Below are 17,138 nucleotides of genomic sequence, written 5' to 3'. Positions count from 1 at the left end.
TTTAAGCTTCTTTTTTTCTATTTTTAGCTACTATTATTATTCCTGCAGATATAATTAATAAACCAAATAGACATACAAAAGTTGTATCAGTTCCACCTGTTACAGGGATACTTACTGATGGATTATCTCCATTATTTACATTTTGTCCGTTTTGTCCATTAACTGTTATGCTACCAGAGCCATTATTTGGACTTCCATTTTGTGTATTTCCTCCAACAGTGTTATTACCTGAGCCATTACCTGTGTTATGATCATTGTTGTCTTCACCAATATTAGCATCTTCTAGTTTCTTAATTTCAGCTTCTGCTTTAGTTAATTTTTCATAGTTAGTAACTAATGCTTTTTCTTCCGCAGTCAATACATCATATTCCTTTCTTGCTTCTGAAACTTGAGCCTTGCATTCTAAAGTAACTTCTTCAGGAATTGCTTCAATTAGTTCAATTACTTTATTTACTGCTTCATTACTCACTACTTCTTCTACTTTTTTAACTTCAATTGAGTCTCTTACTCTTAATCTAGCTCCTAATGGATCTGTTGAACCAAGACCTATTGCTGTAACTGTGTCTCCTAGCTTGATATCACTGCTGAATTCACCAACATTTAATGAGCCATCACTAGCACCAACATATCCATTTAAGAATATTCTAATATCACCTGAACCATCATTTAAAATCATGTATTCTTTGTTATTTTCACCTATCTCAACAACCTTACCAGTTACTGAAATTAATAATCCTTCATTTTCTTTCTTAGCTGCATCACCTGTAGAAAGCTTAGTTGGATCTACTAGATTTATACTTTCATCAATTAATTCTATTGTTTCTAAATCTATTTCTTTTTCACCTTCGTATTCACTAACAAGACCAGTTACTCTAACTTTTTGTCCAAGTTTTAAATCGATACCTGCAACTGGGAATATATTAATACCTCCAGTACTATCTTGGATATAAATTGTATCAAAGAAAGCATTTCCTGCTTGAGTACCAGCTGTTACATAACCTTCTACACAATAGAAATCTCCTAATTCCCCATTATGAGCTTCTTTAATTGGTGAAACATTTATTTCTCTATTAATTGAATCCAATATATTTAATGCTATATTGTAATTTGTATATTGTAAATCATTGTAGTTATCTAAAGATGCTTGTACTTCAAAGTCAGAAATAAATATAGTTCCTCCTATGAACATATTTCCGCCACCATTAAGCTTTTCCATACCTAAAGCAACAACATCACCTTTTGCTACACTAGTACCTGGTGTATTTTTATTTGAATCGATAGAATATGTTGTGTCATGACCCTTTACAAGCCAAGTAGCTTTTCCTTCTTCAACAGCTTTCTCGTCTAATGAAACTGAACATCCATTGTAGAAGCTATATTTTTGCCCATCAACAACACCTGCTAAGAATTCATTTTCCATGTTGAAGTTTGTAAATGCTAATCTAAAGTTTTGGCTATTAACTTTATTGTCATCATCAACAACTTCATCATTATTAATTCTTGATGTAGCTCCTATACCTGCTAATAATTTATTTAACTGTGTTGAAGTTGCATAATCCCCAGTACCATCTTGATAATCAGCTATACCACATATTATTAAGCTACCACCATTATCAGTATATCTTTTTACCATTTCAATAAATTCTTCACTGAACTCTTGTGGTTGATAACTTATACCATTTGCATTTGAACTTTTCTTTGCTGGAGCTGATATTACTAATAAATCAGTATTTTCTAACATTTCATCTGTTATTTTTTCTGTTTCTATGTTAACTGCAATATTTTCCTTATTAGCTATAGTAGTAAAATTACCTAGGTTATTTGCATAATATCCTGATACATAATCATTAAAATGTGTTCCATCTACAACAACTCTGCTTACCACTGATGGATCCTTAACATCAATCTTTAATACATCAGTATAAATTTTTTCTACTCCATTGATTACAGCTGTAGCCTTTACATCAATATTAAAGTTACCTGCTTTTCCATGAGTATAATCAAATGTATAATTTGCTGTACCTAAAGAATCAACCTTAAATGAGTTGCTTGTTTCATGAACTACTTTACCACCTATAGAATAAGTGATATTAGTAACTTCTAAGTCTGAACTTTCATTGTTGAAGAAGTTTGATGTAATAGCAAATTCTTCACCTTTAATTGGCATTGTAGTACTTGTTGTAGTTTGTGCTATTCCAGCCTTTTCAACTTCATCTATCCATACTGGTGCAGTTACTGCAATGTCTTTATCTTCTTGATCTACTCTAATGAAATAGTATGAATAATCTGGTGATAAGTTAAATTCAACTGTCCCCTTATTTGAATCTAATTTCTTAGAATCTACTACTTTTCCACCATTAGCAATTACTGATACTGTTCCAATATTTTCAGCATCTTCATCAGATATTTCTACCTTGATATTAACTTCTTCTGGCTTTTCATTTAATACAGTTCCCATTATTTCGTTATTTAAAGTATATTTAATGCTTAAATTTTCATCTTCCGTTGCATATACTCTTAAATTTCTCATAGCATCATAAATGCTTTCTTCTGTTAACGATTCTGCTAATATAACTGATTTTGTTGTATTAGCATTGCCCCATCTACCTTTATGGTTATCTTGGTTATTAGTTGGAGCTACGTGCCATCCTTTGTCTAATGCTCTTGTATAGTATTCATATGAAGGGAAATATCCACTTCCTCTTACAGGACCTTCACCATTACCAACTTCAATCATATTTACAATTGCATCGATTTCTTCATCGTAATGAGAGAAATCATTAAAATCTCCAAAAGTATCTCCTGGATGGTTTAATTGAGATATTGACTGGCTGAATTCCTTTAATTTATTATAGTAATTTTGTAAAGCTTCTGTAGCCTTATATTCTGGCTTTGTTCTATTTTCAAAACCTGGAGTATTGAAAGTATTTATATGTCCAATACCATTTGACCAAGTCATCTCGAAAGCATATATTGCAACGAATTCCTCATCAGTCATTGATTCAGCTAAAGCTTTAGAGCTTGTCCATTCATCACTGGCAGATCCATCTTCCATTGAAGCATCATTACAGTTATCAAATGAATTTGAGTGGTCTGTAACAGCTAAGAAGTCAACTCCAGCAACATTTTTTGCATAATCATATGCTTCTGCTACTGTTCCTGCACCATCTGAGTTTGTTGAATGTGAATGTAGTTGTCCAAAATAAACATTTAATTCATCAGTATTGATTTTTTCCCTAACTTCAAATTGTCCACTAACTTCGCTCTTGAAACCTAAAGTATCGCAAGCTTCCACTTTTATAGTATGAGTTCCAACACTTAAATCTTCACCTGGTACATATATAACACTTGTTTCTGATACATTAGAGTGTGCTGTTACATCTATATCATCAACATATAATTTTACTGTTTGTAAATCTACAGCTGTCATATCAGTGTAAGATACTTTTATTGTTGGTTTAGCATTAGTTGTAGTTGCTGTTGGTGATACTATCTTTAATTCAGGACCTTCTAAATCTTCAATAATTAAGCTAGACTTAACTATATCTTCAGTTGATACAACCATTATTTGATAGTTGTTATGTTGTGAACATATTCCTACAACATCTACTAGTTCATCACTTGTAAAAGTAACACCTTCTGGAATTTTGTAAATATTTATACTGTTACCTTCAGTATCAGTCATTACTGTATTTCCTGAAGTATTAATTGTGCCTAGATTTACTCCTATGAATTTAACTCTTTGTGATTCATAGTTTTCTCCACCGTTATTATTAATTATATCTGCTACAGTTACTTCTTTTGGTGCTGGCAACTCATTACCCTTTGATTTTACAACAACGCTTTCGTTTTGAATTTGCACTAAAGATTTAAATTCTGAAGTCTTTCCTTCAACTATAACTTCATCGCCAATTTCTAAACTTTCAGTTCCTCTTATGGCAATTCCAGCACTTTTATCTTGAATTGCATAGTTATATCCATTGCCTGAAGCTTCTTTAAAAGTAACTATACCTTTTACTTTTACGCTGCTACCAAGCTCTGCAGCTCTAGCATCACTTATTTTTATAGTTCCTTTTTCATCTTCATCAATCTTTACAGTAGTAAGCACAATGTCATCTATTGTTACATTGCTTGTTACCTTAGTGTATTCTAATCTTAGCTTTGTTACATTTCTAGGGATTTCATATGTAACTTTTTGTCCTACATTATTTGGCAGGCTTCCATCTTCTGCTTTTAATACATAAAGATCAGTCCACTGATCATTTACCAACCCTTTGATCGATAAATATGATTCACTAACATTTTGACCTTTTATCCAAAAGCTTAATGTACCTTCTGTTTCTAGTTCAAATGAAGGAGTCTCAATATATCTACCGCTTTTATCAAGCTTTGCTGATGGAGATTCTTTTCCATAGTTTCCTTGAGAATCATATCCTCCCATATTACTTGGTTCAAGAATCCAGCCTTCCCCTGCAGCTATTTGATTCTTGTTACCGCTGAAGCCTTCATTGAAAACTTCCACAATTTCATTTTCACTGGCATTTGCTATTAGAGGTATGTCTATTAAATTTAGTACTAATGCAAATGCCATAAAAATACTTAATAATTTTTTCTTTTTACTTTTGTACATTATACCCCTCCTCTTTCCGAACTAATTATACACTATTTTAATTATATTTCGTGTTATTTTTTCCAAAAAATATTATTTTTCTCACTTTATTCTTTTTTAGCTAATTTTTTTATGAAAATATCATATTTTTATTGGTATAATTGTAATTTTTTAAAGTTATACAGAAAACTTTTTTGAAATACACATATATTAATAATATATTGCTACTAATTTCGAATTAATTAACATATAAAAAAGAAAAGGTAACTAGAAACTTTTTCTAGTTATCTTTTCTTTTAATATAAACTTTGAAAAATTTTATCTGTGTTTTCCAAAGATAATTTCTATAATCTTTTTAACTATTCTTATTACCTTTTCTACCTGTTCTTTAATTACAGTAATTATAGTATTATCTGCAGCTGATTTAAATGTTAAAACAGCAGTTCCTCCTTCTGATGTTTCAGGTATATCAATGGTAACTTTTCCATCACTTTCTACTGTATATTCTTTACCATTATATAAATCTTCAAGTTTATCCCCTTTTTTATAAGAAGTAGTAACAGTCACTGCATTAACTTCTTCTTTTAAATTTAATGCAACAATAACAGATTTATCATTGTAATTTCTTGAATATACTGTATAACCCTCTTCATCACTGGCAGCTATAGTCTTTCTATTACCTTTAGCAAAAACCATAGAATAATCTTTTCTGATATTTAACAGTTTCTTATAATGATTGTATATTACTGAATAATTTTCATCTTCTAATTTATCCCATGGCATATCATATCTATTTGCATCATTTTCAGTAAGTGCTGATTCTCCTAATTCCTCTCCATAATAAACAACTGGTATTCCCTTATCTGTTATTTGAAGAGCTGATGCAATCATCTGCTTATTTAAATCATAATTTACTGTTGCTAAGAATCCATTTTCATCATGACTGCTTAAGAATTGTCCTAAAAGATTTGTATTGTCAATAAGTGCTGCCCTTTCATCAAGGTACTTAGATGTTTCTTCAATGCTACCATTTACAAAATCTCTAGCTTTATTCTTATATGAGAAGTCTAATAATGCATCCATTTCACCATTATCAAGTTTTCCAACTGTATTATTAATGTCTGCACCATAATACTCACCAATCATTTTAAACTCTGGATCAATAATTGACATTTGTGTCTTAAATTCCTTTAAAGTTGCATTATCCACATGTTTTACTGTATCAACTCTAAAGTAATCAATGGTATTTCCTTTATCAGTAGTTGCTCTTTCTATCCAATCACTTTGCCATTTTATTATTTGCGCTCTAACAGCAGGATCTTCTGTTCTAAAGTCTGGAAGTCCACTTACCTCTTCAGTTTCAAAATCACTGCCGCTTTTTTCTCTAAACATACCTGTAAATGCTGCTCTATCATCATCTGTTGGATAATTTGGTGCTGCACTATTTTCCTCTACTTCCTTCATTCCATATCCTGCATGGTTAAGAACTACATCCACCATAATCTTTATACCATTATCATGAGCAGTATCAATTAATTCCTTTAAATCATCTAAAGTACCTAAATGAGGATCAAGACTTTCAAAATCTTTTGCCCAATAACCATGATATGAATATTGCTGTCCACCACTAGCAAACATTTGATTAAAATCTGTATTTTCAACTATTGGAGTAATCCAAATAGTATTGATGCCTAAATCCTTTAAATATGATACTTTTTCAGTAAGTCCCTTTAAGTCTCCACCATGATATGTCATAGCATTTTCTTTATCATAGCCAATATTATTAGGATCATCATTGCTGCTATCTCCATTAAAGAACCTATCTGTTACAACAAAATATATTCTTGATTCATCAAAGCCAAAATCTAGTTCATCTTCACTAGAAATAACTGATGTTACAGTAAGATTTGTAGAAGTACAATGCTCTTCTCCATTTTTATCAATTACTATAACTTTTATTTCTTTTTCTCCAGCAGTAACACTATCCTTAACACCTATAGATTGTCTTATTTTTCCTTCAAATAATAAATCTAAATTCATATTTACTTTACTTGCCATACCAAGGCTACTTAAATCCATATAAATACTTCTAATATTTTCTTTTGATACATCATCACCACTTAAAGAAACATTAACTATAGTATTTTGATTATAATTTACTTCTTTTAATGAAACATCTGCAGCCACATCTATAGCTAATTTCTTATATTCTATTTCATATTCTTCAGTAGAAGTTTCTCCTCCATCTTTAGTCACTATAAAACGATATTTATATACTCCTGATTCTATATTATCAAGGATATATTCAAAATATTGATTCTTTTCATCATAAGCCATATCATAATCATTTACAATGCCACTTGGGCTTTCCACATGAACGACTACCCTTTCAATAGTATCTTGTGCATTTTTTTCATATAGATCTTCATCTCTATATTTAAAACTTATCTTACCTTGATTTATTGATGCATTTTCTATGGCTGGTACTTGGAAGAACTCTCCTACTCCACTGGTAACAGTAACTTTTGTTATGGTCATAAAAGGATCTATACTTATATATCTATCTGAATCATATGGATCTTTTTCATTCCAATCAGTACCTTTTCTTAAAACGAATCCAACAGAAGATGTATCAGGGGCTATTTCAAATTTACAAACAGCTTTTCCATCCTTAACTTCTTGGAAGTCTTTTTGCCCATCTTCTACACCTGTTTGCCATGTCCATATATTCCATCCCTCATAATCTTCTTCTTCTCTTACATAAGTGAATTCTATATATTTCTTTGTATATTTATTTATTGTTATAGATTTTACAGCGCTTGCTCCATCAATAACTGCTGTAATTTCTACATTTCCTTTAGCTTTTCCTTTAACAACGCCAAATCCATTTACTGTGGCAATTGCTTCATTAGAAGATGACCACTGTACATCGTAATTATAAATCTCCTGTCCAAATTGATCTTTCACTTTAAGACCTAATTGAAGTTCCTTTGTAGCATATACTTTATCATCACCATATATCTCAATACTCTTGGCTTTTAATTCTTCTACATTAACTTTAACTTCAATTTCAGCATTGCCGCATTTTAAAGTTAAAGTTGCTATGCCTAACTCTAAACCATTTACCTTTCCAGTAATCTTATCAGCTGAAATAACTTTATCATCTGATACTATCCATTCTATATCTGCATTATCTATTACTCTATTATTTTGATCTCTTACTACAGGCTGTACAAATCTATATCCACCTGGATTAATTCCAATCTCCTCATTTTCAACTTCTATTGTTGTTGGAATTTGCTCTTCACCTTCAATAGATTCATCATATAACACCATCATTGATAATGGTGCTACATATGCAGTATTAGTATCCTCTAAAGTATTTAATACCTCTATACCTGCATTATATTCATCTGCCACCACATTCCAATTAGCCTTTTCTGGCAATGTTATTTTTTCTTCTGAAGTATTTCCATTATAAGCTACAACAATATTCTTCCATCCATCACCATTTGCATAATCTTTTAATTCAAAAACTACTACATTATCTTCACTCTTACAAATTACAAGATTGCTTTCTATGGCATCTCTTGTATTCATCCTAAAGGCTGGATGTGATTTTCTAAGTTCAATAAGTCCTTTATAGTAATCATATACTTCCTTAAACTTTTCTTTATTGCTCCAGTTAATTTTGTTTATTGCATCTGGACTCTTATAGCTGTTATGATCTCCATATTTACTTCTTAAGAATTCATCTCCAGCTTGGAAAAATGGTATTCCTTGAGATGTCATGATTATTCCTGTAGATAATACACTTCTTCTTACTAACTCATTATCAAGTGGATTTTCTTCAGTTATCATGTAATAAGGATTGCTGTTTGCAACAGCTTCATCAACAGATGAATACTTATCTGCACTATCTCCACTTAGCTTACCATCTTGAAGTGTTAAAAATCCTGCTGCATCATTAAGGCCTGCTGCCACAACAATCTTATCCCAAAGATTTAAATTATCATGAGCTGTAACATAATTAATACTTTCACTGGCATTTTGGGTAAAGTCATCAATTGACCCCATTACACCTTTTACTATATCAGCTTCCTTACCTGAAGCTCCTGTAGCATAACCTGTAGTTGCATCATCACTGCCACCTTTTATGGTATTTCTAAAGTTATCATTAAATACACCAAAACCATTTCCAGCTTGTGATCCTTTAAGTGTTTGCATTGAAGCACTAAGAGAGCTACCTCCTGCCTGCCAAGGTTCACCATAGATAATTATATTAGGATCAATTTCTGCTCTTAATTCATTAGTAAGCTCAATAATTGTTGTTGTATCAATAAGTCCTGCAAGGTCAAATCTATATCCATCTATCTTATATTCTTGTGCCCAATATTTCACAGAATCTTTAATATACTTCCTAACCATAGGTCTTTCTGAAGCTACTTCATTACCACATCCTGAACCATTTGTGTACTTGCCACTATCATTAACTCTATAATAATAACCTGGTACTACATCATCAAAAGGAGCACCACCTATTGAAAATGTATGGTTATATACCACATCCATTACAACTCTTATACCATTCTTATGAAGAGATTCTACCATTTCCTTAAATTCTTTAATTCTAGCTTCTGGATTTGCTGCATCACTGGAATAATATCCTTCTGGTACATTATAAGTTAATGGATCATATCCCCAATTATATTGAGTATCACTTCCTAGCTCATTAACAGAACCATAATCATATGAAGGCTGTATTTGAACATGTGTTACGCCTAAATCAACTAAATGATCAACACCTGTAGAAATATCAGTGCCAGATAATGTTGTTCCTTCTTCTGCTAAAGCTTGAAACTCACCTTTATTTGACATACCACTATCATCTGATATAGAGAAATCTCTTATATGCATTTCATAAATAATGGCATCAGTCATATCCATAAATGCTGGTTTTGCTGTTTTTTCCCATCCTTCTGGATCAGTAGAATCAAGATTTATTATTGCAGTTCTCTGCCCATTGGCTGCCACTGCTTTAGCATATGGATCCACAGCATAATTCACATCACCATTTGCAAAAGATACCTTATATAAATAATACTTACCATTTAGGTCTTCGCTTATTTCTACATTCCATACACCATTGTCATTTCTCTCCATTGCTACTTCATTACCTTTAGTATTATTATTTACGTATCCATCACTATCGTATTTACCTGCATCATCGTAAAGCATCAATGATACATCTTTGGCAGTAGGTGCCCATACTTTAAAGCTAGACTTATTTTTTCCATAAGTAAGTCCAAGATCATTTCCATCATAATAATACTTTTCATCATTTAAAATCTTTCTCATGGTAACTTCCACAGCTGCAAAATCATTACTGCTTACTTCATAAAGCTTAGTTGCATCAAGTTCACTAGCAACCATACGGAAGAACTTCTTTTTTAGTTTAAGCATCACTGAATTTTCATTTACTCTACTTACTTCAGTTTCTACTTCCTCATTAGCTTCAACATCCATAAGCTTAAAGGATGATAACTGTTCATCAGTAATTTCAGCACTTGCTGTAACTAATATCTCATCTAAACTATCAGCCATAGCTGCCTTAAGTTTAGCATTAGTCTCTGCCATATCTCTTGTGTAATAAACATTTTCATCACCAGATACAAGCCATACTTCAACAGTATTTCCTTCTTGTACTTCTATTGTTCTATCTATATCAGGGTCTTTTTCTTCCCAGTTTCCCTTTTTAACAATAAAATTTAAAGTATTTGATGAAAACTTATATTCAGCACGGGCAAAACCTTCTTCTGCCACATCATTTTTGTTAAATTCATATGTTGCACCATTCTTACTAGGTTCCCAAAGCCATAATTGCCATGAATCATAATTTCCATCTGGTCTAAAGTAATTAATAATATAAGTATACATACTAGAAATTATTGTTACTTCTTTTGTCCATGTATATATTCCTTCAGTTGCCTTTACCTTGATTGTCTTAGATTCATCTGCATCCTTACTTACCTTTAAAGTGCTACCTTCAATTGATACGCCATAAACTTCCTCTGCTAATTCCCATTGTGGATTAGCTTCTGTGTAACTTCCATTTTCATCATATAAATTTGCCTTTAATTCTCTTTCACTACCAGCTTCAATACTATCATCTAAGATGATTTCAAGGCCTGGCATATTTAAAAGCGAATTACCATTACTTGTATTTTTGTTACCTGCATCTAAGAAACCATTATCCCAGCTACCACTTGTTGGGAAATATTTATATTCATATTGACCTCCTGCTAAAGATAAAGTAACTTCAAAAATACCTTCCTCATTTTTTGTCATGGCAATTCCTTGATTATCCCATCCATTCATAGAACCAACTAAATTAAGAGTATCACCTTTATATGCTGCTCTAAAAGTTACTGTTCCATCTTCATTAATTATAGGGCTTTCCACCACCTCTTCAGGTTCTTCAGGAATAACTGGTGTTTCATCTTCTTTAAAATCTAAAGCTGATAGTATATCATCATAATTATTTACAGAGTCGATGATTTTTTCATCCTTTAAACTTACAATAAACAAAACTTCCATATCTTCTTCAAGGCTAATGGATTTATTATCACTTGATGGTATTCCTCCTCCATCCCAGCTATGGTTTACAACGGCTTTATAGCTATAAGTGCCTGCTGCTAACTTTAAAGAATATCCATAAGTATATTGATCAATCCTATACATATCATAATCAGTATTACCTTCTGCCCAGTTAATATTTTCATTATTTCTTAATGTACCTATAAGTGAAACAGTATTCTTTAAAGTTGGAATACTTATGGAATCTACTGCAAAATTTTCTAAGTAATTTCCCATAAATGTTACTTCTTCAGTTCCAGCTGGTATAGTCATCTTAACATTATCAGCTACTTCACCATTATTCCACCCACTATTGTACGCAATCTTATATTCAATTTCATGCTCACTAGCTCTAGCTTCTTCTGCTATCTTGAAAGTACCTAAGTAATTTCCCCCACCAATATAGTTAAGTACTAAATCTCCATCTACATTCCAATTTGAAGCGCCTTCAATTACTCCTTCAAAGTTTCCTGTAACCACAGCTTTATTTTTAAACTGCTCTGGATTATTTATTGAGTCATAAACCTTTTTTTCTTTATAATTTAATCTAAAAGTTACATAACTTTCTTCTGTTACTTTTATGGCTATATTTTCTCCGTTATCACCATAGCTTTCATCCCAGCTACCATTCATAGCTATTTTATAATTATATTCTCCTGGCTTTAATTTAAATGTTTCTTCATAAATATCCTGCTTATATAGCTTCATCTGAGCCAAACTATTAATTGGATTCCAATCCTCTCCTAAGTTATTTTCATCCATAAAGTCTCCTACAACTACTGCTGTAGCTATAGTTTCCTTTTGATTTACAGTATCCGCCTGAACTTGTAATGCATCTTTTGGAAACGGTACTAAAGTTAAGCAAAATACTATTAATGTTATAATGCTTAAATAGATTTTTCTCTTTTTTTTCTTTCCTCTAAACATTTATCCCCCTCCATAAAACTAACTGTAAAATTTTTACATTTATATTGTAAACCTTTTTAGTAATATTTTCCATAATATTTTAAACAATATTTTATAAAAAAAAATTGATAATGAATACTTAATAGTTAAATTTATTAAAATCCTCCATGAGATTTTTTATTAACTATTAATTTTCCATTATCAATTATTAATTATTTAGCTTTCACCTATATTTATACCAAGCATTCCTGATAAAAAACCTACTACAATACATAATACAAATCTTACAATTTCATAAAATCCAAACTTTGAACTGGCTCCCAATAATACCCCTATTATATATAGTGCTATGTAAAAAAATACTCCTACCGCTAGTCCAACTAACCATCCATTTTTGCCATGAAGCTTTGCTGCTAAAATTGTTCCAAATACCAAACCAAGAGAAGTAATAACAACATAAAGGCCACTAAACATAGATTCACTTATTTCAACAAATGTCATGAACAAAGATAATATTGCCGTCAAAATTACTGTTACCGCTATAGAACCTATTAACCCCTTTAAGACACAAGAAAAATAATTCTTCCAGTCCATATAAAAAAACACCTCCTATGCTTCATAATATGAAACAGTAGAAGGTATTATTCCTTACATCTTATGCGTCTTTAGTTATTTTTTGTGCAACAGAGTTCTTTGTTACTCTTATTCTAACTCTATCTGGACCACTTTGAATTACTAATTGATCTTCATCTATTGTGATGATTTTTCCAACGATTCCGCCTCTTGTTAAAACTTCATCGTTAACTTTTAATTCAGCTAACATGTTATTATATTTTTTACTTCTTTTCTTTTCTGGTAATATTAATAAGAAATACATTATTGCAAACATAGCTGCAAAAGGTATTACTATTTGAATTAAAGCTTGTGCCATAATTAAATTCACCCTCCGTATTTAATCTACATAACTTTTTTGTATCAATATAAATCATACTTCATTTTAAATATACTGTCAAATTCTAAATATAAACTTAACATATTTTTAATATTTATTAAAAATACTGCCTATATCATTGAGTCTAATATAGACAAAGTATTTTATTTATCTTTTTTACATCCCCATGCTTCAAGCTTAGCTGCTTTATATTCTGCAAAAGTACCATTATCAAGATTATCTCTTATCTCTTGCATCATATTGTTATAGAAGTAAAGGTTGTGTAATACTGCAAGTCTCATTGCTAGCATTTCTTTTGCCTTAAATAAATGTCTAATATATGATCTTGTGTAATGCTTACATGCTGGACATTGACATCCTTCATCAATTGGTCTTTCATCTGTTTCAAACTTTTTGTTCATGATGTTTATCTTACCATTAGCAGTAAATAAATGTCCATGTCTACCATTTCTTGCTGGAAGAACACAGTCAAAGAAATCAACTCCTCTTTCCACTGCTTCTAGTATGTTTTCAGGTGTACCAACTCCCATTAAGTAAATTGGCTTATCTTCTGGTAAATGAGGAACTACTGCATCAATTACTCTATACATCTCCTCATGAGTTTCACCAACAGCTAACCCACCTATTGCATATCCATCCATATCTAAACTAGCAAGATGCTTAGCATGTTCAATTCTTATATCTTCATAACATCCACCTTGGTTAATACCAAATAGCATTTGCTCTTTATTGATTGTATCAGGAAGTGAATTTAATCTATTCATTTCTGCTATACATCTGTCAAGCCATCTGTTTGTTCTTGCCACTGATTGAAGAACATACTCTCTTGTAGAAGGATTTGGTATACATTCATCAAAAGCCATTGCTATTGTAGATGCTAAATTACTTTGAATTTGCATTGATTCTTCTGGTCCCATAAATATCTTCTTACCATCTATGTGAGAACTGAAGTACACTCCTTCTTCTTTTATCTTTCTCATACCAGATAATGAGAATACTTGGAATCCGCCTGAATCTGTAAGTATTGGTCTATCCCAATTCATAAATTTATGTAATCCACCCATTTCAGCTACAACTTTATCAGATGGTCTTAAATGTAAGTGATATGTATTTGATAATTCCACTTGACATCCTATTTCCTTTAAGTCCATTGATGATACTGCACCTTTAATGGCTGCTAAAGTACCAACATTCATAAAAACTGGCGTTTCTATTGTTCCATGAGGAGTTTCAAATCTACCTCTTCTTGCTTTGCCTTCTTTTTTTAATAAAGTATATTTTTTACTCAAAATTTCACGTCCTTTAACTTATGTTACTTTATAATCATTGAATCTCCAAATGAGAAGAATCTATATCTTTCTTTTACAGCTTCATTATATGCATTCATAACCTTTTCTTTTCCTGCTAAAGCAGATACAAGCATTATAAGCGTTGATTCTGGTAAGTGGAAATTAGTTATTAGCTTATCTACTACCTTGAATTCATATCCTGGATATATGAAAATGTTAGTCCATCCACTTTGTGCTCTAACCATTCCATTTTCATCACCAATAGTTTCTAAAGTTCTTGTGGAAGTAGTTCCAACAGAAATTATTTTTCCACCATTTTTCTTTGTATCATTGATAATTTTAGCATCTTCTTCTTCTAAATGATAGAATTCTGAATGCATTACGTGTTCATTTACATCATCAACCTTTACAGGTCTGAAAGTTCCAAGCCCTACATGTAAAGTTACATATGCAATATTGACACCCTTTTCTTTTACCTTTTCTAAAAGTTCTTTTGTAAAATGTAAACCTGCTGTTGGTGCTGCTGCTGATCCCTTTTCTTTAGAATATACAGTTTGATATCTTTCCCTATCTTCTAATCTCTCAGTGATATAAGGTGGAAGAGGCATTTCTCCAAGTTCATCTAAAACTTGTTCAAATATACCATCATAGATAAATTCAATTATTCTATTACCTTCTTCTACTATATCAACAACTTTACATTTAAGTTTTCCTTCACCAAAAGTGAAGATTGTTCCTATTTTTGCTCTTTTACCTGGCTTAGCTAAACATTCCCATTTATCTCCCTCTATTCTTTTTAAAAGAAGGAATTCTATTTTCCCACCAGTATTTTCCTTTTCACCTATTAATCTAGCAGGCAATACTCTAGTATTATTTAATACTAAAGTATCTCCTGGATTTAAATAATTTAAAACGTCATAAAAATGTTTATGCTCTATTTCACCAGTAGCTTTATCTAACACCATTAATCTTGAAGTATCTCTCTTCTCTAAAGGGTGCTGAGCTATCAGCTCTTCTGGTAAATGAAAGTTAAAATCACTTGTTTTCATCTTTTACTCCTTAATCCTCAAAAAAACTTGCTTGATGTTTATTTTTCTTATTTACTCTTGTGCGTCCAAGATGTTCATATGCTTTATCTGTAGCCATTCTTCCTCTAGGCGTTCTTACAATGAAGCCTTTTTGTAACAAATATGGCTCGTATACATCTTCAATAGTACCTAATTCTTCACCTATATAATAAGATAAAGTCTCTATTCCTACTGGACCACCTTTGAAATTATCTATAATAGCTTCTAATATCTTGTTATCCACATTATCAAAGCCTTTATTATCCACTTCCAATAATTCCAGTGCCGCCCTAGCTTCCTTATAGCTTATTACTGAATCTGAATATACTTGTGCATAATCCCTTACTCTCTTTAATAACCTATTGGCTATTCTTGGAGTTCCTCTTGATCTCCTAGCTATTTCCATGGCACCTTCTTCTGTTATACGACAACCTAAAACAAAGGCAGATCTTACTATTATCTCCTTAAGTTGTTCATCTGTATAGTAAACCATATTACACATTACACCAAATCTATCTCTTAGTGGTGCTGTAAGCATCCCTACTCTAGTTGTTGCTCCTATTAGTGTAAAGTGTGGTAAATCAAGCCTAATTGACTTTGCTGCTGCTCCTTTTCCTATAACTATATCTAATGCATAGTCTTCCATAGCAGGATATAATATTTCTTCAACATTTCTATTTAACCTATGTATTTCATCTATAAATAAAACATCATTATCTTTTAATGTTGTAAGTATAGCTGCTAAATCTCCAGCTCTTTCAATAGCAGGACCAGATGTAATCTTAAGGTCTCCCTCCATCTCTTTAGCAATTATATTAGCCAATGTGGTCTTCCCTAAACCTGGAGGTCCATAAAGCAAGACATGGTCCAAAGCTTCACCTCTAGATTGTGCTGCCTTAATAAATACATTAAGCCTTTCCTTAACCTTATCCTGTCCTATATACTCATTGATTTTCTGTGGTCTTAAACTTAATTCACTGTTACCATCTTCCATCAATTCAACTGGTGTAATAATTCTCTCCACTATTTCACCTCTATCCCATTAAAACTTTTAAACAATCTTTGATAATATCCTCCAATGATGCAGTTTTATCTACTTGTTTAAGTGCTGTTTCTGCTTCTTTTTCTGAATATCCTAAAGCTAATAATGCACCTAAAGCTTCCCCAACTGTATTTGCATTTACCGTTGGCTGTAAGTCCTCAAATCCTTCTTGGATATCAACACCGCTCATTATATCTTCTTTCTTAATTTTATCCTTAAGCTCTAATATAATTCTTCCAGCGGTTTTCTTACCAATTCCCGGGGCTCTGCATAAATGTTTATCATCTTCCATAATAATAGCATATTTAAGATTATTTATTCTGCTGATAGATAATAAAGATAAAGCTGCTTTAGCTCCTACACCACTAATTGATAATAAAAGCTTAAACATTTCTAATTCTTCTCTATCTTTAAAACCATAAAGCCCAATAAAATCTTCTCTCACTATTTGTTCTAAGTAAAGCATAACTTCATCATTTATTCCTGGCATTTCTGCCATTGTTGCACCGGAAGTAAATATCTTATATCCTATATTATTATTTTCAATAATTATATAGTCCTTATTTATTCCCATGTATTTTCCTTTGATATATTCGTACACTACATTTATCCTCCTGCCCCACTATTTCGTCTACAT

At 31.6% G+C, this 17,138-nt stretch carries 8 protein-coding genes; all 8 read right to left on the bottom strand.

What is annotated here, in order from left to right; genetic code table 11:
• Window position 1: 1 nt before the first annotated feature.
• The 8 genes from Q5O44_RS09180 to ruvA all read right to left on the bottom strand — a co-directional run bounded on the left by Q5O44_RS09180 (window position 2) and on the right by ruvA (window position 17,102).
• The gene (locus Q5O44_RS09180; RefSeq protein ID WP_022168119.1) at window positions 2-4,630 is read right to left on the bottom strand and encodes a CehA/McbA family metallohydrolase; all 4,629 of its coding nucleotides are present in this window, start codon (window positions 4,628-4,630) and stop codon (window positions 2-4) included.
• A 297-nt stretch (window positions 4,631-4,927) separates the two neighbouring features.
• Window positions 4,928-12,172 (bottom strand): type I pullulanase, encoded by a 7,245-nt coding sequence (gene pulA, locus Q5O44_RS09175; protein WP_022168118.1) that lies wholly within the window; start codon window positions 12,170-12,172, stop codon window positions 4,928-4,930.
• A 195-nt stretch (window positions 12,173-12,367) separates the two neighbouring features.
• Window positions 12,368-12,745, bottom strand: a complete 378-nt coding sequence (locus Q5O44_RS09170) for a TIGR04086 family membrane protein (protein ID WP_022168117.1) — start codon at window positions 12,743-12,745, stop codon at window positions 12,368-12,370.
• A 61-nt stretch (window positions 12,746-12,806) separates the two neighbouring features.
• Window positions 12,807-13,082 carry a preprotein translocase subunit YajC gene (gene yajC / locus Q5O44_RS09165; protein WP_022168116.1) on the bottom strand — a complete coding sequence of 92 codons (276 nt, stop codon included), beginning with the start codon at window positions 13,080-13,082 and terminating at the stop codon, window positions 12,807-12,809.
• A gap of 164 nt (window positions 13,083-13,246) precedes the next feature.
• Window positions 13,247-14,395, bottom strand: a complete 1,149-nt coding sequence (tgt, locus tag Q5O44_RS09160) for a tRNA guanosine(34) transglycosylase Tgt (RefSeq protein ID WP_291661428.1) — start codon at window positions 14,393-14,395, stop codon at window positions 13,247-13,249.
• 20 nt (window positions 14,396-14,415) lie between these two features.
• Window positions 14,416-15,441, bottom strand: coding sequence for a tRNA preQ1(34) S-adenosylmethionine ribosyltransferase-isomerase QueA (queA, locus tag Q5O44_RS09155; protein WP_022168114.1), 1,026 nt, complete (start codon window positions 15,439-15,441; stop codon window positions 14,416-14,418).
• Between the two features lie 10 nt (window positions 15,442-15,451).
• Window positions 15,452-16,483, bottom strand: a complete 1,032-nt coding sequence (gene ruvB / locus Q5O44_RS09150; RefSeq protein ID WP_022168113.1) for a Holliday junction branch migration DNA helicase RuvB — start codon at window positions 16,481-16,483, stop codon at window positions 15,452-15,454.
• Window positions 16,484-16,493: 10 nt separating this feature from the next.
• Window positions 16,494-17,102 (bottom strand): Holliday junction branch migration protein RuvA, encoded by a 609-nt coding sequence (gene ruvA, locus Q5O44_RS09145; protein ID WP_022168112.1) that lies wholly within the window; start codon window positions 17,100-17,102, stop codon window positions 16,494-16,496.
• Window positions 17,103-17,138 lie beyond the last annotated feature (36 nt).

This window comes from Clostridium sp. CAG:221, assembly GCA_000435835.1.
GTDB lineage: Bacteria > Bacillota > Clostridia > Clostridiales > Clostridiaceae > Clostridium.
This window is presented reverse-complemented; position numbering and strand designations above follow the sequence as displayed.